Source organism: Rhizobium sp. LEGMi-198b, assembly GCF_054114205.1.
The window spans coordinates 233462-255867 of the sequence record NZ_JBSYVH010000009.1 but is presented as its reverse complement, the minus strand read 5'-3'; the positions used below and the strand labels follow the sequence as shown (position 1 = coordinate 255867).

Below are 22406 nucleotides of genomic sequence, written 5' to 3'. Positions count from 1 at the left end.
CGGCGCCCTCATGGCCGAGGATCGCCGGAAACAGGCCCTCCGGATCGGCGCCCGACAGGGTGAAATCGTCGGTATGGCAGATGCCGGTCGCCTTGACCTCGATCAACACCTCGCCGGCCTTCGGGCCTTCGAGCTGAACGGTCATGACTTCCAGCGGTTTACCGGCGGCAACGGCTACGGCGGCGCGTACGTCCATCGTTTCATCCCTTCTAAATTAATGATTTGGTTAGCGCGACATTGGCATGGCCGCGCCGGATGGCTCAAGCGAAAAATCGAGCGTTTCGTAGCGAATACGGATTAGGCGAATTCCATGATCACCGCGTCGACGGCAAGACTTTCGCCCGGCTTCGCATTGATCTTGCCGACGATCAGGTCGCGCTCGGCGCGCAGGACGTTCTCCATCTTCATCGCCTCGACGATCGCCAGCGTTTCGCCCGCCTTGACCTCCTGGCCTTGCGCAACGGCGATAGCGACGACGAGGCCTGGCATGGGGCAGAGCAACAACTTTGACGTATCCGGCGGCAGTTTGACCGGCATCAGCTTGTCAAGTTCCGCCTGGCGCGGCGTAAATATCCTGGCGCGGACCGAAAGGCCCTGCCAGTCGATGCGCAGCCCGTTGAGGAAAGGACGGATTTGGGCCGTCACCTTCCGCCCACTGACCGTTCCGGCCCAGACGGCGTCGCCCGGGCGCCAATCGGTCGCGACCGCCAAAATCCCGCCGTTGATCTGCATGTCCATCTCGAATGGGATGGTGACGAGCCCGTCCTGCAGCGTCACTGGAACATAGTCCGCGCCGAGCTTGACCACCCACTCCTCACGCAACGGCCCCGTCGCCGGCCGCAACCGGTCGGCATAGCGTTCGCGGCGGTTGGCATCGACAAGGCCGCAGGAGAGTGCGACGGCGGCAAGCACCGCAGATTCGCTTTTGTCCGGCGTCATCGGCGCAAAACCGTCCGGATATTCCTCCGCGATGAAGCCCGTGGAAAGCCGGCCTTCGCGCCAGCGCGGATGCTTCATCAGTGCCGACAGGAACGGCACATTATGTTCGATGCCGTCGACAACAAAACCGTCCAGCGCTTCACCCATGGCCTCAACCGCTTCAAGCCGCGTCGGCGCCCAGGTGCAGAGCTTGGCGATCATCGGGTCATAATACATGGAGATCTCAGCGCCTTCGAAGACGCCGGTGTCGTTGCGGATCACGACATTGCCGCTCTTACCTTCATGCGGCGGACGATAGCGCGTCAGCCGGCCGATCGACGGCAGGAAGTTTCGATAGGGATCTTCGGCATAGAGGCGGCTTTCGATCGCCCAGCCGTTCAGCTTGATATCATCCTGGGCAAAGGGCAGCTCTTCGCCGGCGGCGACGCGGATCATCTGTTCGACAAGATCGATGCCGGTAACAAGTTCCGTAACGGGATGTTCGACCTGCAGGCGGGTATTCATCTCTAGGAAATAGAAATTGCGGTCGCGGTCGACGATGAATTCGACCGTCCCGGCGCTCTGATAGTCGACCGCCTTGGCAAGCGCGACGGACTGTTCGCCCATGGCTTTGCGTGTCACCTCGTCAAGGAAAGGCGAGGGCGCTTCTTCGGCGACCTTCTGATTCCGGCGCTGGATCGAGCATTCACGCTCGCCGAGATAGACGACATTGCCGTGGGCATCCGCCAGCACCTGGATTTCGATATGCCGCGGATCGACGACGAATTTCTCGATGAAGACGCGATCGTCGCCGAAGGAGCTTTTCGCCTCGGAGCGCGCACGCTCGAAACCGTCGCGCACTTCCTCACTACTCCAGGCGATGCGCATGCCCTTGCCGCCGCCGCCCGCCGAAGCCTTGATCATGACGGGATAGCCGATTTCGGCGGCAATTGTTTCGGCATGGTCGGCATCGTCGATGACGCCGAGATAGCCGGGCACGGTGGAAACCTTGGCGTCATTGGCGAATTTCTTCGATTCGATCTTGTCGCCCATCGCCCTGATCGCCTTCGGCTTCGGACCGATGAAGATGATGCCTTCCTTCTCCAACGCCTCACAAAAAGAGGCGCGCTCGGAGAGAAAGCCATAACCCGGGTGCACCGCTTCGGCGCCGGTCTCCTTGCAGGCGGCGATGATCTTTTCGGCTACGAGATAACTCTCGGCGGCAGGGGCTGCACCGATATGCACGGCCTCATCGGCCATTTCGACATGCAGGGCGTCACGATCGGCGTCGGAATAGACCGCGACGGTCGAGATCCCCATCCGCCGCGCAGTCTTGATCACACGACAAGCGATCTCGCCCCGGTTGGCGATCAGGATTTTCTTGAACATCAAAACTCCGCCCAATGCATAGCCCTATCAGCGTTTTAGTCATAAATTGCGCCAGCGGTCCATGCGGAAGATGAGCGTACTCAAGCCGATTTCGTCGAACGCGACTGAACGCGCTCGCGCCAGATGATGAAAAGACCCGATCCGACGATGATCAGGATGCCGATCCATTTGGAAACATTTGGAAAGTCCCCGAACAGCGCATAGCCGAGAATGGTAGCCGAAATGATCTCGAAATATTGAAAAGGCGCCAGCAGCGACAGAGGCGCGAGCCGGAAGGCGCGCACGACGAGCATATGCGCATAGCCGGAGATCGAGCCGAGAATCAGCAGCAACACGAGACCGAGCCAGGAAGCGGGCAGGGACGGTACGAAATCGGCAACGCCAGCCGATGCCCCTATCGAAAGCGCACCGGCCATGAAGATCGTGCCGCCGATGCCGGCCATCGTCTGCATGGTCAGTGGCGAATCCGCCTCGCCGACGGCACGGTTCATGAAGAGATAAAGCGCAAAGAGAAAGGCGCAGGCGACCGGCAGCAGCGCTTTCCAGCCGAAAATTTCGAAACTTGGCTGAATGACGATCATCGCGCCGCCGAAGCCGACGGCGATGGCAAGCCAGCGCCGCCAGCCGACCTTGTCGCCAAGAAACAGCGCCGAAAGGGCTGCCAGCATGAAGGGTTCGACGAAATAGATCGCGAAGACATCGGCAAGCGGCATGTATTTGACTGCCACGAAAAACAGCAGGCTTGCCGCGCCGTGCAGCGCGCCGCGCAAGAGGTTCACCCAGGGGCGCTTGGCCGAAAGCGCTGCCCATCCAAGGGCGGCAAAGAGCAGCGGCAGAGTACAGACGAGTTGAAAGAAGAAGCGGTAGAATGTCACCTGTCCCGGCGACATTGCCTCGAAGGTCGCCATATATTTGGCGATCGCATCCATCACCGGCAGGATGATCATGGCGCTGGCCATGATAGCCATGCCTTGCAGCGGATTCTGATGGGCGGGGACGACTGAGATTTGGGACATGCGGGAGATCAAACACAGGAATCCCGTCCGATCAAGACGGGCATCAACGCCGTTGCCAATTCATCACACCATTTGGCGCAAAAATCGCGGACTTTGCCAATTCAGACAGATCGCGGTGGTGACATGACGCCCCTAGACCTATGTCTGCTTGGAAAATCCGCTAAAAAATAAGCGCGCCGCTCAGAAATTCACCGGCGCAACCAACAAGGATCGCACCGATGTTGAAGACGGAACAAGAGACGACCGTTTTTTCGGATGAAGGCGACGATACCCTGGGCGGACGCCTTTCCATGGCCCGCGACGCCGCCGGCATCAGCCTTGAATCGCTGGCAAGCCAATTGGGCATGCGACAGGAGACTATAATCGCCTGGGAATCGGACCGTTCGGAACCAGAACCATCCGTTCTGGCCAAATTGGCGGCCATGTTCGCCGTGTCGCCGACTTGGCTGATGACCGGCTCCGGCGATGGACCGGGTGAGGACAGCGACGAACGGGCACTGGAAGCCGTCAAGATCGAACTTTCGCGCCTGCGCTCCGCCCATCAGGAAATCGGCCGGCTGATCGAGACGACAACGCGCCAGATCGAAAGGCTCGACCATCAAATCCGGCTGCGCAATGTCAGCAAGGACGTCGCGCACTAAGCCTCATCAGGGTTCGTTGGCGGTTTCGCCGAATACCTGCTCAAAAGCTTCCCGCAGGCGGATATCCACATCCGCCATCATCACCGGCAGGCCGAGGTCGACGAGGCTGGTGACCCCATAGGCGGAAATTCCACAGGGCACGATACCGGTGAAATGGCCGAGATCAGGATCGACGTTCAGCGACAGGCCGTGAAACGTCACCCATCTGCGCACGCGAATGCCGAGAGCAGCGATCTTGTCTTCAGCCATGGTCCCATCCGGCAGCAGCGGTTTCTCCGGACGGCGCACCCAGACGCCGACGCGATCTTCACGCCGCTCGCCGCGAACATTCATCGAATCGAGGGTGCGGATGATGACTTCTTCCAATGCGGCGACGAAGGCGCGGATATCCTGACGCCGGCGCTTCAGATCCAGCATGACATAGGCAACGCGCTGGCCGGGGCCATGATAGGTATATTCGCCGCCTCGCCCGGTGGCGAAGACGGGAAAACGATCGGGCTCGATGAGATCGGCCGCATTGGCGCTGGTGCCTGCTGTATATAAAGGCGGATGCTCGACCAGCCAGACAAGCTCCTGCGCTTGACCCTCGGCAATCGCCGCCACCTCCGCCTCCATGACCGCCACTGCTTCATCATAGGGCACGAGACCATCGGCGATACGCCAACGCACGGGCGGAGAGCCGGCAGGGGGAAACATTTGATGTTGGAGATCGGTGCGTAGCATCAGCCAGTCCTTTGCGCCTGTTCGGCAGACAGCTCCCTTGGAAATTTGGCGCGCCGATAGGTTATCAACATATGGAGGCATTTGGCCAGGAATTCAAACATCTACGAGACGGATGCCGTGAATCCAAAGGCGCGTTTAAGGGAGCTGTGGGCGAATGTTAAAAAAACTGACATATCGCTCTTGTGCCCCCCGAATGCTTTTGCTACATGCAGCCGCGCCGGAGCAATCCGGCCCTACCACGATGCGGTCGTGGCGGAATTGGTAGACGCGCAGCGTTGAGGTCGCTGTGGGGCAACCCGTGGAAGTTCGAGTCTTCTCGACCGCACCATTTGATTTAGAAGAGCCCGCATTTGCGGGCTTTTTCTTTTCTAAGTGTCCGACGTCATAACCGAGCCTGGGACACAATTGACCTTTTCCATCGCTCCAAGGGCAAGCTTCCAGCGTTCCATTCGACGAACATAAACCTCGCTCGTCTTCGCTTCCGAAATGGCCCAGGATTGCCGTGATATCGTGCTGGCAACCAAGCGTGGGGTGCCTTCGATTCGGCAGTAGGTCCGGCCGTTAAGATGAGGTCTGTGGCCTTCCAAGGAATCGCACCGCGTCGGTCTTGCGGAGTACGTTCCGCTCCGCAATCAGCAAAATATTTGCATCTCACTCGACTGGCACGGACGCGATAACGGATCAGAGCATGTAGGAGAGCATCTCGTAAGCGTCGTCGAGAGCAGCTTCCTGCGTTCGAAATTTTCTGCTGGGCCGGCTTCTGTCCTCGTTCAAATGAATGACATAGACCCATCGACCGAGTCGCACTTCTTTTGTTTCAATTTTGTATTCGAAAGGAATTTCAATAGGGGGCATTCGTATTCCATCTCTAAGCTTGCAATCGAAAAGATGGTTACTGATCTATTAATGCGCCGGCAATCTGAACCTGCGATAATGGTTGACGGACGAGGTTAACGGGCAGCTCGGCACCAATACCCGTTTTCTTCTCGACCACACCAGAAACCCGCTTCGGCGGTTTTTTCCTTCTGGCGATCGCCGTCACCACATTCCTTTAAAAGTTGCGTCTCAGGCGAAGGTACTCTCTCTGATAGCTGTTTCCGTACAGTTACCGTTCATGTTCTCCCCCATATGGTGTCGTTGCTTGCCCGCGACTCGTGCGTCAATTGACAACCGAAGGGGCGGGGATGATTAATAGTTTCGACATTCGTCATAGAGCGGAGGATTTGCCAATGACCAGTCGTGCCATCCTGTTGATGTCTTTTGCGTCTCTTGCAGTTGTGGGCTCGATGGCCCTCTCATCGCCGGCTTCTGCGCTAACCATGAAAGAGTGCAGCACCAAGTATCAGGCGGCCAAGGCTGCCGGTACCCTGAACGGCCAGACGTGGAATGATTTCCGTGCTTCGCAGTGCGCTGCCGACGCAAGCGCTACCACCACTGCACCGGCAACCACCGCGCCGGCAAAGACCACTGCCACCGCCAAGACGACGGCGGCTGCCGATGAGCCTGATGCCACCAAGCCGCCGGCCAAGGAGCCGCCGAAGGCTACGACCGCAGCGCCGGCCGGCGTGACCTTCCCGAAGGCCGTCGATCCCAAATATTCGAGCGAAACGCCCGGCAAGGGCCGCTTCCACACCTGCGTCGACGCCTATAACGACAACAAGACCAAGAATACCCTTAACGGCCTGAAGTGGATCCAGAAGGGCGGCGGCTACTACAGCCTCTGCAACACCAAGCTGAAGGGCTGATCCGCCGCTTCATGCAGACAAACAGGCGGGCGTCTTCGAGGCGCCCGCATTTTTATGTGCGGACATTTAGACACGCAGGACCGATCACGCCTTCGCTTTTTCCCATTTCTTCACCAGCCGGTCGCGCTTCAATTTCGAGAGGCGCTGCAGCCAGAACAGACCGTCGAGCTGGTCGACTTCGTGCTGGATGCAGATAGCAAGAAAGCCTTCGGCTTCAGTTTCGTGCGCCCGACCGTCCAGATCCTGGTAGCGAAAGCGGATTGCTTTCGGCCTGGCGATCTCGTCCGTGAAACCGGGCATGGAGACACTGCCCTCCATATGCCGCATCGTCTCATCGGAAAACCAGGTGATCTCCGGATTGACATAGGTGTGCACACCATCCTCGCGGCTGAGTTCGATTACGGTTATGCGCTGAAGCACGCCGATATGAGCGGCGGTGATTCCGACGCCGGGAGCAGCGTGCATGGTGTCCAGGAGATCGTTGGCGAGCCTACGCAAGTCGTCGTCAAAGGCGGCGACGGGAGCGCAGGCTGTTTTCAATAATGGGTCGGGGAAGCGGATGATGGGACGGACTGGCACGGCTCTCTCTGTTAACGGAACGACATGTTCGCAGCCTAAGGATAGGGGTAAGACGTCGCCAGCGCCACCGTCTTACAGACACGACACAAAATGTCAGCTTCCCCTCCTATCCAATTGTTGACAATCAGCTTTTTGCCGTCATTCTCCATGACGGAATCCTAGATTTTCATAGGCAGAACGGAATGGGAGGCGGCAAATGACGACGACCGACGAAGACGAACGCGTTCGCAAGGCCTCCGAGAAGACCAATCCCGACATCTACGACGAGGACGGCGTCGTCCGCTCCGATTTCCTCGTTGAGGTCAACGACGCGATCGAGCGGCGTGATATTCCATTCCTGCAACAGAACGTCGCCCGGCTGCACGAATCCGAGCTCGGCGACCTGCTGGAATCGCTGCATCCCGACCAACGTCTGACGCTGGTGCAATTGCTCGGCGACGACTTCGACATGACGGCGCTGACGCAGGTGGACGAAGCGATCCGCATGGAGATCGTCGACCAACTGCCGAACGACCAGATCGCCGCCGCGATCGGCGAACTCGATTCGGACGATGCCGTCTACATTCTCGAAGACCTCGACCAGGAAGACCGCGACGAGATCCTGTCGCAACTGCCGTTCACCGAGCGGGTACGACTGCGGCGCGCCCTTGAATATCCGGAGCAGTCAGCCGGCCGCCGCATGCAGACGGAATTCATTGCCGTGCCGCCGTTCTGGACGGTCGGCCAGACGATCGACTACATGCGCGAAGAGGAGGAATTGCCGGAAGCCTTCACCCAGATCTTCGTCATCGACCCAACCTTCAAGCTGCTCGGCAGCGTCGATCTCGACCGCATTCTGCGTACCAAGCGACAGACGAAGGTCGAGAGCATCATGCGCGAGACCTCGCATCCGATTCCGGCCGTCATGGACCAGGAAGAGGCGGCGCAGGTCTTCGAACAATACGACCTTCTGTCCGCCGCCGTCGTCGATGAAAACGACCGCCTCGTCGGCGTATTGACCATCGACGACGTGGTCGACGTCATCCATGAAGAGGCGGACGAGGACATCAAGCGCCTCGGCGGCGTCGGCGACGAAGAGCTGTCCGACAATATCACCTCCACGGTGCGCTCACGCTTTGTCTGGCTGGCAGTCAATCTGATCACGGCGATACTGGCGTCCAGCATTATCAATATCTTTGACGGTGCGATTGAGAAAATGGTTGCGCTTGCCGTGCTGATGCCGATCGTCGCTTCGATGGGCGGCAATGCCGGTACGCAGACGATGACGGTCACCGTGCGCGCACTCGCAACCGGCGACCTCGATATCTACAATGCCTTCCGCGTCATCCGCAGAGAGGCGGGTGTCGGCTTTCTCAATGGCATTCTCTTTGCCATCATCATGGGCGCGATCGCCACCCTCTGGTTCCATGATTTCCAGCTCGGCATCGTCATCGCCGCTGCGATGATCATCAATCTCGTCGCGGCGGCCCTTGGTGGTATCCTGCTGCCGCTGGTGCTGCATCGATTCGGCGCCGACCCGGCCATCGCCTCGTCGGCATTTGTCACTACGGTCACGGATTGCACGGGATATTTTGCGTTCCTGGGTCTGGCGACCTGGTGGTTTTCCATTCACTAAGGCCGCTAGGCCTTTGAATTCAACACATCTTTGACGATCGAAAGTCCATCGGGGCCTTGCTGAAATTGACTATTACGTAAAAGTCAATATTATAGGCTCTGCACCAGAGAGGCGGACTATTGTTGGACAGGTTTTATAGCATAACGGAGCTCACGCGGGAATTCGGCGTTTCCACTCGGACATTGCGTTTCTACGAGGATGAAGGTCTTATCCATCCCGAGCGCAGAGGCCGCACGCGCCTTTTCCGGCCAGCCGACCGCCGCCTGATCCAGGAAATCCTGCGCGGCCGCCGCATCGGCTTCACCATCGCCGAAATCCGCGAGATCATTCAGGTCTATAAGGAGCCGCCAGGCGAGATCGGCCAGTTGAAGCTCCTGATGAAGCGCGTCGACGAAAAGCGCGAGGAACTGCGCCAGAAGCGCAAGGATATTGAGGACACTCTGACCGAACTCGACAATGTCGAAGAAGCCTGTCTCGGCCGCCTGGCCGAAATCGGCGTGGGGACGTGACTACCACCGTCAAAGTATAAGACGCATCGTAGTCGCCGCAATTCTAACGAGAATGCTTTGTAGAAAAGCCAAGCATTCACAGAGGGTTGTGGCAAATGGCGGCAAGGTTTAGCTTCGTCTTAGCGATAGGGATCGCGCTCGTTCCGTTCAATGTCGGAAAGACTCAAGCGGCCGATAACAACAATACCGATATTCCGGTTGCCTACGCCCTTTTGCTTGACGGCAAGGATGCGATCTACGGCCAACTCAATTGCCAAATTCATGTTCGCTGCCAGCTTATCGACAATCAGGACACTCACGTTCAGCTAAGCGTTACCATCGATTCGAATCGATATTTGGCGGGCGACATCAGCGTCCGGTGTGGCGACCTCGGCTGCTCTTTTCGGACTTGGAAAACATCGACCCGGCTGGAAGAGGTTTCTGATGGGAAAAAAGTTCGTGAATTCGATCTTTATGCCGGTGAAAATGATTCAGTCGCGATGGATCTCGTGCAACGTACGAGAACAAAGATCGGTCGGATTTTACTCCTCGCTGAATACCGATAAGCAGCGACTGCGGGCACCTCCCGCTTTCAAATCCAGCGCCGCGTACGCTTGCAGTAGAACTCGAATTCACAGCCGAAACGAGAGAGCAGGTGCATTTCCTCGCAACGGATGACCAGTGGCGTGGTCAGCGCCGCCGCCACGGCTGCCATGGTGACGAACCAGAGATTGCCGATCACCAGGCCGAGGCCTGCCGTCAGCAGCGTATATCCGAGATAGGTCGGGTTGCGGCTAAAGCGGAACGGTCCCTTGGTCACCAGATGCGCCGTGCAGCGTTGCGTTAGCACGGTCGTGCCGCTTTCGAACAGCGTCTTCACCGCCCAGACATTCAATGTCACCGCGACAACTGTCAAAAGCGCGCCAATGCCCCAAGCGATCAAGGCCCCGAGGTACGACATGCGCACGGGATAGTCCTGATTCAAATAAAGCGCCGTTATAACTGCAAGACTATAAATTAAAGGCGGCCATGGAAAACTCAGCGACTTGGAACGATAGGCATTCATAGAATAACCCTGTCATTGCGCTTGCTCCGAACACTGTAACGCGATTCGGTTTATTCGCTCATCGCTATCTGCTTTGATTGCACCGGATTCCAGGGGTGAAAACAGGTTTTGCGCTTGCAATTTATCGAGTGTGCACTGGCAGAAGCTGCGGCACATGGTTTCGCTGCCGGAGCGTACGCAGGAGGCTTGGCATTGCCTGATATAGGTGACCGTAGGATCGGGCGCCGGTGCGGGCGCGATCAGCGAAAGAAGATAGACGAGACCGATAAGCACCGGCTGGTGGACGAGGTAGAAAATCAGGCTGTGGCGCCCGACGCGGGCAATCAGATTGCGGCCGGGACCGAGCTTTGCCAATGATCTGAGCCATCCGAGCGTTGTCGTCAGTTGCGCGATGCCGAGGCCGAAAAGGAATGGCGTCAGCCAGGGGAAGACCGGCACGTAATCATTCGAACGCGGAAGGTGCTCCGACAAGCCGAGCCAATAGAGCCATGGCACGTCGAAGACGGCGGAATGCAGCGAAAACGGCGCGATGACATTATCGACGACAATGCCGATGAGGAGCAGGGCAGCGATTAGCAGCGTTGCGAAAGACGGCAGGCGCAGGAAGAGCAGACCGATGATGCTGGCGGCGGCGATAGAGTGCAGGATGCCGAAGAAGATCCAGCCGTCGCGCATGCCGATGAAGGTGACGATGGAAATCGCCGCAGCAGCGGCCACGATCATGCCAAGGCGCTTGAAATAGGGGCGCCAGCGGATTTCGGGCGTGTTGGCCAGCACGAGGCTGAAGCCGGCGAGAAACAGGAAGGTGCTGGCAATGACGCGGGCGTAGATTTTCAGCCAGCCAGTCTCCGCCGTGCCCGGTGCGAGATAGCCGAAGAACTCGAAATCCCAGGTGCAATGATAGCTCGCCATCGCCAGAAGGGCGACACCGCGGGCCGTGTCCAGAATGCCGATGCGGGGCGTTTTCTGCGGCGCATCGATGCTCTCGGCGATAACAGCCATTGGCAGGTCCTTCCAGGCATGAATTCAAATCATCGGCGCCGGTTTGATGACTGCCGACGTGGCGATGTCATGGCACATCGATATCCATGATGGCCAGACGCGCATCGGAAAAAAACTGCCGGCGGATCAGGACGATAATGATGAAGACCGTCGTCGTGATGAAAACATAGGGGCTGAGGAACCAGCCGAGATAGCCGATCGACAGGAAGATCGCTCTCAGACCCGCATTGAAGTTGCGCGCGGCGATGACATTCATGCGGATCACCCGCTCCGCGGCGCGCTCCGCCCGCACAGGGTCGAGCTCGGCATCCGCCAGCATCGGCAAGGAGCCGAAGAGGATGGTGCAATAGTTAAACAGGCGATAGGCCCAGCCGAATTTGAAGAAGGCATAGCCGAACAGGCAGGCAAGTCCCGCCACCTTGATCTCGAAGGCGGTGCGGCCGCTATTGAAGACGAAGGGCATGTCGGAGAAGAAGGCGTTGACCTTGTCAGTGGCACCGAGCAAGGCGAAGCAGCTACCGATGGCGAAGATCGAGGTAGAGGCGAAGAAACCGGTGCCGTTCTGCAGGCCAGATAGAATCTGCGTATCGATCATCTTCAAATCGCGGCGCAGCGAATTGTAAATCCATTCGCGCCGGCGCTCGTTCATGGCCAATGTCAGGCTGGTGCGATTGAAGAAGCGGGCGCTGCTGGTGATCCAGTTCAGCACGACCCAGAGAAAAACGAAGAGGGCGAGGGCGACATAGTCGGCGGTCGTCATAAAGGCAGATTCTCCAAGTCCATATGCCGCCGACTGTAACCTACGGCCATTCGGGCGCAATGGCCTTATGTTTGCGCCGCATCGTGCCTACATATAATGTCGCAGGCATGAAATCCGATGTCGGTTGATCGCCGTGCAGGGCTGTTCCGTTGGCGTAGCCTTGCCATTACGCGATTTGCCGAGGAGGCACCAAAGGTCCATGTTTCTTTCAGTTTTCGATGTTTTCAAAATCGGCGTCGGGCCTTCCAGTTCGCACACGATGGGTCCGATGTCGGCCGCCAATCGTTTCCTGGATCTCCTGCTGTCAAACGAGTGGCCACGCCCGTCCTCGAATGTGCATGTTGCTTCGATCAAGGTCAGCCTGCACGGCTCGCTCGCCCATACTGGCATCGGGCATGGCACGGGCAGGGCGGTTATCCTCGGTTTGATGGGTGAGCGGCCCGATGCGGTCGATCCCGACCGGATGGATGCCGTTATCGATGAGGTGGAGCGCACCGGGCACATCACGCCGCCGGGCCATCCGGCCTATCAATTCCAACCGAAGACCGACCTGATCTTCGACAAGAAGGTGCCGCTGCCCGGCCACGCCAACGGCATGAGCTTTTCCGCCTTCGACAAGGACGATCGCCTGCTCGTCAAGCGCATCTACTATTCCGTCGGCGGCGGCTTCGTCGTCACCGATACCGAGCTCGAGCAGATGCGTGCCGACAAGAAGAAGGCCTCTTCCGGCGAGCGAATTCCGTTCCCCTTCGCCACCGCCAAGCAGATGCTCGATATGGCCGAGCGCTCCGGTCTCTCGATTGCGCAGATGAAGCGCGCCAATGAAGAGACGCGCATGAGCAGCGAAGAGCTCGACGCCGGGCTCGATCGCATCTGGGCGGCGATGAATAGCTGCATCGATCGCGGCTTGAAGGTCGAGGGCATCATGCCGGGCGGCCTGAAGGTGCGCCGCCGGGCGCGCGCCATCCATGACAAGCTGCAGGAAGAATGGCGCAGCAACCGCATCAATCCGCTGCTCGCCAATGATTGGCTGAGCGTCTACGCCATGGCCGTCAACGAGGAAAATGCCGCGGGTGGCCGCGTCGTCACCGCGCCGACCAACGGCGCGGCCGGGGTCATTCCAGCAACGATCCGCTACTACCAGCATTTCCATGAGGATTGGGACCAGGATGGCATCCGCAACTATCTGCTGACCGCGGCTGCCGTCGGCGGCATCATCAAGCACAATGCCTCGATCTCCGGCGCTGAAGTGGGCTGTCAGGGCGAAGTGGGCTCGGCGGCTGCGATGGCGGCCGCGGGGCTTGCCGCCGTCATGGGCGCGACGCCCGAGCAGATCGAAAATGCCGCGGAGATTGCGCTGGAACACCATCTCGGCATGACCTGCGATCCCGTTGCCGGCCTCGTGCAGGTGCCTTGTATCGAGCGCAACGCACTCGGCGCCGTCAAGGCAGTGACGGCTGCATCGCTCGCGATCAAAGGCGACGGCCAGCATTTCGTGCCCCTCGATGCCTGCATCGAGACGATGCGCCAGACCGGCTACGACATGAGCGAGAAATACAAGGAAACCTCAACAGGCGGCCTCGCGGTGAATGTCGTCGAATGCTGAGTGTGGACGCTTGATTCTAAAAGCTTGACGCTGCCGGTCAAAAGGATTTCAACGGCGTCATGGCTTTGCATATCATCAAATTGTGCGTGGGCGCGGACTCGCTTGAGGATCTGCGCGAATGGGTCTCCGAGCGGGCGATGAGCGCCATTGCCGCCGGTCTGGAGCCGCACACCACCCACACGACCCGCATGGTGCCAAAGCGCGTCGATGAGCTGCTGGACGGCGGCTCGCTCTATTGGGTGATCAAGGGGCAGGTGCAGGCGCGGCAGAAGCTGCTCGGTATCGAGACGTTCACGGATGTCGATGGAATCCACCGCTGCCGGCTTATTCTCGATCCGAGCGTAGTCGAAACCGCCAGCCAGCCGCGTCGCGCCTTTCAGGGCTGGCGCTACCTGCCGCAGGAAGATGTGCCGCGCGATCTCGACAGCCTCGGCAGCGGCGTCAATGAGTTGCCCGCCGATCTGCGCCGCGAGCTTTCCGAATTGGGATTGCTGTAGGGCGGCGGCCGCCTCGGGATTCGCAGCACCGCTACACACTTTTCCTGATTAGCGCAGCCGCATCAATACCGGAGCTTGGCCATTCGGCGCGGTAATGTGCAGGTGGATGTGAGCTTCCGGCTGAGAATAGCGCCAAGCGCGGGCCCCGTGGCAGAGCAGGACGGAGATCAGGTCCTTCGTCTTGCTGCGCGAACGCGAACGGCTGAGGCCGAGATCGGCCAACCGCATGGCTGCCTCATGCAGCGGATGAAGAGCAAAGCCCTTCGATTTCATCTTTCCCCCGCCATCGAGCGAGAAACCCGGAAAGTTCTCGTTCATTGCCATTTTCACATCCCCGTAACACATTACAAACTCAGGGCCGGCCTCATGATCATCCAAGGCCGGAAGAACCGGATATCGCTACGCAAAATCCGGTAGATTTCTGAACGATGCGGCACGGAAAGCCGTGTCACATCCTTATTCCAAGCTCGCCCAGCACTTCACGCCGGCCTTCTTGAGAGCCTTGCAGGCGTTGACAGCCGCATTCTGGTCCTCGAAGCCGCCGAAACGGGCGCGATAGCCGCCATCAAAGGCAAGCGCGTAGGGCTTGGCCGAGCGCAATGCCTTGCCGCCCTTGCTCTTGGCGGTATCGAGCAGATCGTTGGCGCCATCCTTGCTGGAGGAAATGCCGATCTGGACGACCCAGCCGGTCGGGCCCGCCTCATCCTTGCTCGCCTTGGCAACCTTTTGGGGCTTGATGACCTTGGTGTCGGATCTGGAGGTCGAGGCCGTCGTGACGGCGTCGACCTCATCCGTATCGCTTTCATCCGTAGTCGCCGATGTCGGTTCGATGGAAGCCACTTCATCGGATGCGGCGCGTTGTTTCTGCTTGGTCGCGAGCAGTGGATTGCTCGACTTCGGCGTGATCGCCGCAAAAGCCGCAGCGCTTGAGGGCTGCTGGTCGTCGTCGGCCTCGGCGGTCTCGTCCTTGCTCATCTTCGCGCTGCCGGCAGCCGCCATGCGGGCGCTTGCAGCCTGGACGTTGGGCGTTTCCACCTTCGTCTGGGCGACGACATTGGAGTCGATATGCTTCGTGGATGCCAGCGGCAGGTAAGCGGCGATCAGCTTGCGCATCTGGTTGTCGCGGGCGGGCGTCGAGGCGCCACCGAGAACGACGCCGACGATCGAGCGGCCGTCGACCTTCACCGAAGTGGCAAGATTGTATCCGGCAGCACGCGTGTAACCCGTCTTGATGCCGTCAACACCACGGACCGAACCGAGCAGATGGTTGTGACCCGGGATCACTCTGTTGCCGAGGCGAAAGCTCGTCTCAGAGAAGAAGCCGTAATATTGCGGGAAGTGCTCGCGCAGGGCGACGCCCAGGCGGGCCTGATCGCGCGCCGTCGTCATCTGGGCGGTGTTCGGCAGGCCGTTCGGATTGCGGTAGGTCGTCCGCGTCATTCCAAGCGCACGGGCCTTGTTGTTCATCATGCGGGCGAAATTGTCTTCCGAGCCGCCAAGCATTTCGCCGAGCGCCATCGCCGCATCGTTGGCGGACTTGGTGACGATACCGAGAATCGCCTCGCGAACGGTCACCGAGCGGCCGGTACCGATGCCAAGCTTGGTCGGGGCCTGCGAGGCTGCATTTTTCGAAAAGACGACAGGAGTATCGAGTGTGATCCGACCGGCCTCAAGCGCCTCAAAGGTCAGATAGACGGTCATCATCTTGGTAAGCGAAGCGGGATAGTGAAGCGTATCCGCATTTTCGCTGTAGAGAACATTACCCGTGTTCGCGTCAATAACGATGCCCGCGTATTTCGAGCCTCCGGCTGCATTCGACACATCGACGGTAACGGTCACCGTCGCAGTCGTGATTGCAAAACCGAACAGCACCTTCGCCAAAAACTTGCCGGAGCTTGATGAGGATGCGGAAAAAATTGATCTGGACACTACTTCACTCTCTGCTTGCATTTACGTTCTCAATTATCCGGCCGCCGCCTCCATGAGCGCCCGTTGGCTCTCAAGAGTAGAGGTTTAGCGTTACCAATCGGTTTATGATGAACAGTTGGTTTCAGGATTCCGCATCATTTTAGTCACCACTTACGGAGATTCCGTCGTGCCGGCCGCATCGACAAGGCGTGTCTTCACGAAATTCTGGACAGCGGCATCCATCGTCTGCCAGTCGCCAAGCTGATGACTGGAAAACCGATAAAGCACGCTGAGATCCTTGCCGACCCTGATGTCCCGCTGGCAATCGCCGCTGGTCGCCTCAGCGGGCGAGGAGGGCAAGATGCAGCGCACGACATAATCCGGCTCGCCAGCGCGCGGCGCGGTCAGAAGCACTTCGCCACTATAGCCGGCGTCGGCGCGCAGACGATGGGCCGTCAGCCCATGTGGACCGGCGAAGGCGTCGCCTTCCATCAGATGCGAATAGATCGGCTCCAGCCGGCCGGACATGTCGCGCGACATCGTGCTCTGGCTGAGCTGTAGGAAAATCAGCGAGGAGGATTGGGAAATATCGTCAAAGCGCAAGCGGTCGGCATCGCTATAGCCCTGCATCTGCGGCCAGGTGAGGTAGAGATCGACGCGTTCCGCGACGCCGTTTACGCGTTCGCTCGGGAAACGGATGGTGTTGGCGCCAAGACGCAACGTATCCTCGCCGATCGTCACTGTGATCGGCTTGATATCGGCAGTGTGGCCGGCCAGTGAGATTTTTTCGCCGAGCCAACGGCCACCAATGGTGATGGCAACGGTAAGTGCGGCGAGTACGGCAACGCCGGCCGTGAGACGATAAACGAGGCCGCTCGATATCAGCGGCTGTTCGTCGATCGAGGAGGCGGATGACAGAGGAGGGGTCATGCTCTTGCCTTCGGTTCCATCCCGCCTTGGAAACCATCGTCAATGACGCGTCCGCCGCGGCTCAAGACCCTTGATGAGTCTCGCTGTGGAATGATTGTCGCCATATTGGTTAATGAGCCATTAAGAATGCGTCGGCTTGCATATTTATCGGCACAAATACCTTTCCGAAAATCGGGCGGATTTCGGGCTGGAGCGGTCGATCGCTTCACGAAATCATGGCAGCCGATCTATCTTTTTGCCCCATTGCAATTCCGGGTAAACCTCTGCGCATTTTCCCTGCAATTGCCCTGGGCACACTCCGGAAACGAAAAGAGCCGTTCCCGGGACAGCGGGAACGGCTCAGAGGCGCCGGTCGGGACAGAAATGCGGGGACAGACCGGGGCCTTGACTGAGACCACCGGTGCTAGGTCACCGGTGATCACGTGGCGGAAACACGACCTACTTCAAGCTGCCGACTGCAACGGCGCGGCCATCCTGTATCTTGACCCAGCGAGCCGGATCGTCAGCGGACTGACGTTTCAGGAAGGTGTATTCGGTATCCGACCAAAGCTTCACCTTATTGCGCATATTGTCGAGAACGAAGTCGCCGCGATCGGTGCGCACCGTCAGCACGGCATGGCCTTCACCGTTCGGCTGCAGCACGACCGTCATCAGCAGGTCGGAGGCCGAAAAGCCGGCGTCGATCAGCTCCTTGCGCTTCAGCAGAGCGAAATCCTCGCAATCGCCGGCAGTGGTCGGGATCGCCCATTTTTCCTCGACGCCATAGAGATCCATATCGGTCATAGGCTTGATCGTCGTATTGACCGTGTAGTTGATCTTCAGGATGGTCTTCCAACGATCTTCGGTAAGAATAGCGGGACCGGCATCGCCGCCGGCATAGGCGCATTCCCTCGGATTTTCCTTGCAGAACTCATAGTGACCGATCGGCGGCGCGGCATCGCCGGTGATCGTCATATTGGCCGGCGTCGCATGGGCGAAGCCGAGACAGCCAAAGGTAAAAAGAGCCATTGCGGCATAACCGCGAAGAAGGAATTGAAAGCCCATGTCCGTGTCCCTGTTTTATTGGGACCAGAATGACATGCAGGCTTTTATCCGACGCAAAATTACGTAGTCAAATTAAGGACTTAGTTGATTCAAATGCGCGTAGAATTGTCATAAAATGAGCGCAAAACTTGAATCAAATTTTCGGGGAATTCGATTAAAATTCGAATGTTTTTCCGCTTGGGGTTCCGTATGGAGATTCTGCGTATCCGCTTGTTTTTAAATAATTTTGTTTTCGCCCACAAATGTCGGCGAGGAACACCGTTTGCCGGCAGCAGCGCCGAAATAGGACGGTAGCTTCGTCTCGGCACATCGCCCGAACCTCACGAATGTCGGAAATCCCCTCAGGCTGTGCCATTTTGGGAAAAGGCGTGCTCAAAAAAATTTTGAGTTTTTTCGTTGCCATCAGCCGATGACGCGAAATTCGTCCGTCGCTTCGACAATGGCTGCCGCTATCTCCGACGTCGCCGGCGAATGGGCGGAATTGGGAACCACGACCAATCTTGCCGCAGGCCATGCCCGCGACAGCTCCCACGCGGTAATGACGGGTGCCTCCAGATCGAGCCGGCCCTGGATCATCGTGCAGGGGATACCCTCGAGCCGGTTGATGTCCCGCAATATCTGGCTCTCTTCCAGCCAGCCGCGATAATGGAAGTAATGCGTGATGATGCGCGCTCTTGCAGTGAGATATCGGGGATCGGACCAGCGGCTGGGCAAAGTCGTTTGGGTATCGACGAGGATCGAAGCCGATTCCCAGTCGTGCCAGTCCTTAGCGGCTTTGGCATGGACGGACGGATCCGGATTAAGGAGCAAGTGATAATGTGCGGCCACCAGATCACCGTCGCGCTCGCTCTCCGGCACGCCAGCACGGAAGCGAGCCCATTCTTCAGGAAAGAAGCGGGCAAGCCCGTTATAGAGCCAATCGATCTCAGATTGCCGCGTCATGGTGACCCCAACGACAATGAGGGCTGCGACGCGTTGCGGATGCGTCTCGGCGTAGATCAGCGCCAGAGTACAGCCCCAGGAATTGCCGTAGACCAGCCAGCGCTCGATGCCGAGGAAGAGCCGAAGCTGCTCGATGTCGCCAACCAGGTGCCATGTGGTGTTGGCGGAAAGGTCTGCCCGCGGCTCTGCCGCATGCGGCAAGCTTCCGCCGCAGCCGCGTTGGTCGAATTGAATGATGCGATAATGTTCCGGATCGAAAAAGCGGCGAGTACTGGCGGAACTGCCGGAACCCGGACCACCATGCAGGACGACGACTGGAACACCGTTCGGATTGCCCGATTGCGTCCAGCAAATGCGATGCGCATCGCCGACGTCAAGCATGCCCTGATCATAGGGCTCGATTTCAGGATAAAGCGTCTTCATCGGCCGTCACACAGGCAGAGGGGTGAAACGCCGCTATTTCACCAGCCGGCGTGACAGCACGATGACAAAATTAGAGGAATTCGCGCAAGGTCTCGCGAGATTGCAGCGAGAGAAATTCGATCGCGACGCCTTCCATGAAGTGGCGTACGACACGGCCGCGCATGTTGCCGAGGCGTACCGGCGTGCCGATCGGCGGGCGTGCCTCGACATCGACGGCCGCACCCGAAAGCGACAGGTCCATGATGCGGCAGACATAGCGCGTGCCGTCTTCCAGCGTCAGTTCGCTGAGGGTATTGCGCGGTGTCAGACGGTCGTGACGACGATCTTCCGGCAGACCGAGCTCATGCTTGTTGGCCAGCCAAGTGAGCTGAGCGGCGAGCTTCTCGCGCTTGCGGTCGGTGGCGTTGATCGACATGCTGAAGCCGCGGGCGTCGACGGCGACAACATGGCCCTCGACCCGGCCGAGATGGTCGATATAGGCGACGACACGCTCATTGGTGCGCGGGCGGCCAGGGCAGGTGACGTACATGTCGCCGGGCGACATATCCGTGACCAGGCATTCGAATTCTTCGTAGTTGGCCAGCATCAGGCGGCCCTGCATATTGATCGGAACCCGCTGAAAGGTCCGCTGATCCATGCGCGGCGCATTCCCCGCCAATTGATTTGGCCGCGTCGTCTGGGCTGACTGGAATGAATGCATGAAAAGGCTTCTTCAACCGATTATGTCTCATGCAATCACTAGCCGAAACTTCTTAAGGTAAGGTTGTCTTCTCTGAGGGATAGCTCAGAGAAGACGGTTGAATCTGTATCGCGATGGATCAACCGGTCCTTCATCGCGTCCACCCGCCTTAGGATTTAGGGCGTGATGAGAGGTCAAATCGACGGGATCGAGATGCGGCGACAATTCGACGCGCCGGGCGGGACGCTCGTACAGCAGGCGGCTGCGATCGAGCGCCAGGAACTCCAGACGTTCGCCACCAAGCCATGACGCATGGGCAACCGGCGTCAGGCAGCCAAGCAGCCGATCGCAGATATCGCCGGCCGAACGCACCGGCATCAGCACCATTTCGAAGGCCATATTGCGGCCGCTGATGCTGTACCCGGTCGCGTTGATCAAGGCAGGAACGACATGTGCCATCACGCCGGCGGCGATGCGCACGGGATCGTCAGGCTGGCTTCCGGCCCACAGTGCGGCAAAGCTCTCGCCCCGAAGCTCGCGGCCCATGAAGCCGCAGATCGCCGTTCCGGCCAGCCGAAAACGCGGCGCCTCGTCGGGCATCGACTCCAGAATGAAGAGCTGGGGCAGAATATGGCGGACTGCCGAGGGCTGTATCAAATTGCGCAGGGGAGCATCCGCGTTGCCGCGAAGCTGCTCCCAATAGGTAAATATCTCTGTGCTGGTTTTCTGCCGCATGACGCGCCTGTGTCCCATTTCAATTCAGATGCCGGGGCATTCATTGCCCTTACGTCATGCCTTGCTTATTTCGTGCCACGGCCGAGCCATTAAGGTTAACAGAGGGTTTCATTTGCCTTGCGGGGCCATGAGTGGGAAGAATAGACCATCACTTCACGAGGGTGACCTTCAGCACAAACTATTCTCGGGCGTGGGACATAACCATTGCGGCACATCCCAGCGAGGAGCGCCCGAACAAGCCGTCCAACGGGGTTGGGCGGCTTTTTTTTTGATATTCGCTGCTGTATGTCTCGAGTCCCTTCTCAAGATATCAGAGCAAATCATGGATGATGCAGAGCCGCCGCGCCACGAGCCCGAGGAAAATCGGCCGCCGAAGCGGGTTCCTGCCTTCAACCTGCCGCCCGTCATCCTCGCAAGCCTCGGCCTGCTCATCGTCGTCTTCGCTATTCAAAACCTGCCCTGGTGGTCGGACGACACGCTGAATTGGCTGTATTTCACCTTCAGCTTCATTCCCGCGCGTTACGCCTTTCCGCTGTCGCAACAGGGGCTGGAATGGCTGTGGACGCCGGTTACCTATTCGCTCCTGCATGGCAGCATCGAGCATATCGTCTTCAACGGGCTGTGGCTCATGGTTTTTGCCGCTCCCGTCGCGCGCCGGATCGGCGTTGCGCGCTACGTGATCTTCTGGGTTCTTTCGGCGGCTGCGTCGGCATTCCTGCATGCCGCCCTCTATTGGGGCGACCAAAGCTTGCTGATCGGCGCATCGGGCGTCGTTTCAGGGCTGATGGGAGCGGCCTGCCGCTTTGCCTTTCCCGCCATGGATGGCCGTCGTGTCGGCATTCGGCAGGCGCATCTCAATCCGCGGCTGTCGATCCTGGCCTCGCTGCGCAGCCGCACGGTCGTCGCCTATATCGTGATGTGGATCGCCGGCAATGCGCTCGTCGCTTTCGGCATCACGATCGTAGGCGACAGCACGCAGCCGGTGGCCTGGGATGCGCATATCGGCGGCTTCCTTTTCGGCTTCCTACTGTTTTCCCTGTTCGACCGGGAACCCCGTATCGAACTCGAAAACTCGGCTCCATAGGCGGATGAACCTGTTGCTTTCTTGGCCCCACTAGCGCACCATTGACACTTATCGGCCGCGAAGGGAGGAGACCGACGCGGATCGATGAAGGCAGCATCGGTCCAGGTCCGGAGGCGATTCGGAACAAATCCGAGGCTCATTTGTTCACTTTGCTTTCGAGATGGGAGGATCGAATGTCTGTTTCCGTTAAAGCCATACTTGATGCCAAAGGTCGCAATGTCACCACCGCCGGGGGAAATACGACCCTTGCAGAAGCCGCCAAGATTCTGAGTGAACACCGCATCGGCGCCATCGTCGTCGTCGGGATGGCGGGCAAGATTTCCGGCATTTTCACCGAACGCGATGTCGTCAACGCGGTCGCCAAGCACGGCCCAGACTGCCTCAACCAGCCGATTGCTTCACTGATGACGGCGAAGGTGCACCGCTGCAAGGAAGACACTACCACCGACGAGTTGATGGAACTGATGACACACCGCCGCTTCCGCCATGTTCCGGTCGAAGACAAAGGCAAGCTCACGGGCATCATCTCAATCGGCGACGTCGTAAAATGGCGCATCCGCGAAATCGAGCTCGAGGCCGAACAGATCAAGGCTTACATCGCCGGGTGAGGAGCGGT

Annotated in this window: 25 protein-coding genes and 1 tRNA gene; 10 read left to right on the top strand and 16 right to left on the bottom strand. The window is 58.8% G+C overall.

The window, feature by feature from the left end; genetic code table 11:
- The 3 genes from ACXHXG_RS28850 to ACXHXG_RS28840 all read right to left on the bottom strand — a co-directional run.
- The coding region (locus tag ACXHXG_RS28850) for an alcohol dehydrogenase catalytic domain-containing protein (RefSeq protein ID WP_457901502.1) at positions 1-196 on the bottom strand (196 nt) is incomplete at its 3' end.
- Between the two features lie 101 nt (positions 197-297).
- A complete protein-coding gene (locus ACXHXG_RS28845; RefSeq protein WP_457901501.1) occupies positions 298-2307 on the bottom strand; it encodes an acetyl-CoA carboxylase biotin carboxylase subunit in 2010 nt (669 codons plus the stop codon).
- An 80-nt stretch (positions 2308-2387) separates the two neighbouring features.
- Positions 2388-3323, bottom strand: a complete 936-nt coding sequence (locus ACXHXG_RS28840; protein WP_457901500.1) for a DMT family transporter — start codon at positions 3321-3323, stop codon at positions 2388-2390.
- Between the two features lie 218 nt (positions 3324-3541).
- Here ACXHXG_RS28840 and ACXHXG_RS28835 point away from each other — a divergent pair, with 218 nt between their 5' ends.
- The gene (locus tag ACXHXG_RS28835) at positions 3542-3964 is read left to right on the top strand and encodes a helix-turn-helix domain-containing protein (protein ID WP_457901499.1); all 423 of its coding nucleotides are present in this window, start codon (positions 3542-3544) and stop codon (positions 3962-3964) included.
- 6 nt (positions 3965-3970) lie between these two features.
- Here the strand turns inward: ACXHXG_RS28835 and lipB are convergent, their stop codons facing one another.
- The gene (gene lipB, locus ACXHXG_RS28830) at positions 3971-4687 is read right to left on the bottom strand and encodes a lipoyl(octanoyl) transferase LipB (RefSeq protein WP_457901498.1); all 717 of its coding nucleotides are present in this window, start codon (positions 4685-4687) and stop codon (positions 3971-3973) included.
- Between the two features lie 243 nt (positions 4688-4930).
- Between lipB and ACXHXG_RS28825 the strand changes: the two genes are divergently transcribed.
- Positions 4931-5015 (top strand) — tRNA-Leu (locus ACXHXG_RS28825).
- A 564-nt stretch (positions 5016-5579) separates the two neighbouring features.
- On the opposite strand, the gene ACXHXG_RS28820 is transcribed toward ACXHXG_RS28825, so the two are convergent.
- Positions 5580-5729 (bottom strand): hypothetical protein, encoded by a 150-nt coding sequence (locus ACXHXG_RS28820; RefSeq protein ID WP_158704454.1) that lies wholly within the window; start codon positions 5727-5729, stop codon positions 5580-5582.
- A 187-nt stretch (positions 5730-5916) separates the two neighbouring features.
- Between ACXHXG_RS28820 and ACXHXG_RS28815 the strand changes: the two genes are divergently transcribed.
- Positions 5917-6432 carry a hypothetical protein gene (locus ACXHXG_RS28815; protein WP_104823172.1) on the top strand — a complete coding sequence of 172 codons (516 nt, stop codon included), beginning with the start codon at positions 5917-5919 and terminating at the stop codon, positions 6430-6432.
- A gap of 84 nt (positions 6433-6516) precedes the next feature.
- Here ACXHXG_RS28815 and ACXHXG_RS28810 read toward each other — a convergent pair whose 3' ends face one another.
- Entirely contained in the window at positions 6517-7011 is a 495-nt protein-coding gene (locus tag ACXHXG_RS28810; protein ID WP_457901497.1) for a peptide deformylase, read from the bottom strand.
- 196 nt (positions 7012-7207) lie between these two features.
- On the opposite strand from ACXHXG_RS28810, the gene mgtE reads away from it, so the two are divergent.
- The 3 genes from mgtE (at position 7208) to ACXHXG_RS28795 (ending at position 9680) form a co-directional block, all read left to right on the top strand.
- The gene (mgtE, locus tag ACXHXG_RS28805) at positions 7208-8626 is read left to right on the top strand and encodes a magnesium transporter (RefSeq protein WP_104823170.1); all 1419 of its coding nucleotides are present in this window, start codon (positions 7208-7210) and stop codon (positions 8624-8626) included.
- Between the two features lie 122 nt (positions 8627-8748).
- Positions 8749-9135, top strand: a complete 387-nt coding sequence (locus tag ACXHXG_RS28800; protein ID WP_104823169.1) for a MerR family transcriptional regulator — start codon at positions 8749-8751, stop codon at positions 9133-9135.
- Between the two features lie 95 nt (positions 9136-9230).
- The gene (locus ACXHXG_RS28795; RefSeq protein WP_104823168.1) at positions 9231-9680 is read left to right on the top strand and encodes a hypothetical protein; all 450 of its coding nucleotides are present in this window, start codon (positions 9231-9233) and stop codon (positions 9678-9680) included.
- A 26-nt stretch (positions 9681-9706) separates the two neighbouring features.
- Here ACXHXG_RS28795 and ACXHXG_RS28790 read toward each other — a convergent pair whose 3' ends face one another.
- The 3 genes from ACXHXG_RS28790 to ACXHXG_RS28780 form a co-directional block, all read right to left on the bottom strand.
- Positions 9707-10180, bottom strand: coding sequence for a methyltransferase family protein (locus ACXHXG_RS28790; protein ID WP_104823167.1), 474 nt, complete (start codon positions 10178-10180; stop codon positions 9707-9709).
- A 12-nt stretch (positions 10181-10192) separates the two neighbouring features.
- Positions 10193-11182: an acetyltransferase domain-containing protein gene (locus ACXHXG_RS28785; protein WP_104823166.1), complete on the bottom strand. Its 990-nt coding sequence runs from the start codon at positions 11180-11182 to the stop codon at positions 10193-10195.
- A gap of 67 nt (positions 11183-11249) precedes the next feature.
- Positions 11250-11942 (bottom strand): DUF599 domain-containing protein, encoded by a 693-nt coding sequence (locus tag ACXHXG_RS28780; RefSeq protein ID WP_104823165.1) that lies wholly within the window; start codon positions 11940-11942, stop codon positions 11250-11252.
- A gap of 199 nt (positions 11943-12141) precedes the next feature.
- Between ACXHXG_RS28780 and ACXHXG_RS28775 the strand changes: the two genes are divergently transcribed.
- Together ACXHXG_RS28775 and ACXHXG_RS28770 are read left to right on the top strand one after the other, a co-directional pair.
- Positions 12142-13548 carry an L-serine ammonia-lyase gene (locus ACXHXG_RS28775; RefSeq protein ID WP_104823164.1) on the top strand — a complete coding sequence of 469 codons (1407 nt, stop codon included), beginning with the start codon at positions 12142-12144 and terminating at the stop codon, positions 13546-13548.
- 59 nt (positions 13549-13607) lie between these two features.
- Positions 13608-14045, top strand: coding sequence for a DUF1489 family protein (locus ACXHXG_RS28770; protein WP_457901496.1), 438 nt, complete (start codon positions 13608-13610; stop codon positions 14043-14045).
- Between the two features lie 48 nt (positions 14046-14093).
- On the opposite strand, the gene ACXHXG_RS28765 is transcribed toward ACXHXG_RS28770, so the two are convergent.
- The 7 genes from ACXHXG_RS28765 to ACXHXG_RS28735 form a co-directional block, all read right to left on the bottom strand.
- Positions 14094-14369, bottom strand: coding sequence for a hypothetical protein (locus ACXHXG_RS28765; RefSeq protein WP_104823162.1), 276 nt, complete (start codon positions 14367-14369; stop codon positions 14094-14096).
- 132 nt (positions 14370-14501) lie between these two features.
- Positions 14502-15995, bottom strand: coding sequence for a D-alanyl-D-alanine carboxypeptidase (locus ACXHXG_RS28760; RefSeq protein WP_457901495.1), 1494 nt, complete (start codon positions 15993-15995; stop codon positions 14502-14504).
- A 129-nt stretch (positions 15996-16124) separates the two neighbouring features.
- Positions 16125-16883 carry a hypothetical protein gene (locus ACXHXG_RS28755; RefSeq protein WP_457901494.1) on the bottom strand — a complete coding sequence of 253 codons (759 nt, stop codon included), beginning with the start codon at positions 16881-16883 and terminating at the stop codon, positions 16125-16127.
- A gap of 438 nt (positions 16884-17321) precedes the next feature.
- Positions 17322-17927 carry a transglutaminase-like cysteine peptidase gene (locus ACXHXG_RS28750; protein WP_104823159.1) on the bottom strand — a complete coding sequence of 202 codons (606 nt, stop codon included), beginning with the start codon at positions 17925-17927 and terminating at the stop codon, positions 17322-17324.
- A gap of 402 nt (positions 17928-18329) precedes the next feature.
- Positions 18330-19292, bottom strand: coding sequence for a prolyl aminopeptidase (pip, locus tag ACXHXG_RS28745; RefSeq protein WP_457901493.1), 963 nt, complete (start codon positions 19290-19292; stop codon positions 18330-18332).
- 70 nt (positions 19293-19362) lie between these two features.
- Positions 19363-19992 carry a PilZ domain-containing protein gene (locus ACXHXG_RS28740; protein ID WP_283050471.1) on the bottom strand — a complete coding sequence of 210 codons (630 nt, stop codon included), beginning with the start codon at positions 19990-19992 and terminating at the stop codon, positions 19363-19365.
- Between the two features lie 84 nt (positions 19993-20076).
- The gene (locus ACXHXG_RS28735) at positions 20077-20706 is read right to left on the bottom strand and encodes a PAS domain-containing protein (protein ID WP_283050469.1); all 630 of its coding nucleotides are present in this window, start codon (positions 20704-20706) and stop codon (positions 20077-20079) included.
- Between the two features lie 322 nt (positions 20707-21028).
- Between ACXHXG_RS28735 and ACXHXG_RS28730 the strand changes: the two genes are divergently transcribed.
- Both ACXHXG_RS28730 and ACXHXG_RS28725 read left to right on the top strand, forming a co-directional pair.
- Positions 21029-21790 carry a rhomboid family intramembrane serine protease gene (locus tag ACXHXG_RS28730; RefSeq protein ID WP_457901492.1) on the top strand — a complete coding sequence of 254 codons (762 nt, stop codon included), beginning with the start codon at positions 21029-21031 and terminating at the stop codon, positions 21788-21790.
- A gap of 173 nt (positions 21791-21963) precedes the next feature.
- A complete protein-coding gene (locus tag ACXHXG_RS28725) occupies positions 21964-22398 on the top strand; it encodes a CBS domain-containing protein (protein WP_104823154.1) in 435 nt (144 codons plus the stop codon).
- The last annotated feature ends 8 nt before the right edge of the window (positions 22399-22406 follow it).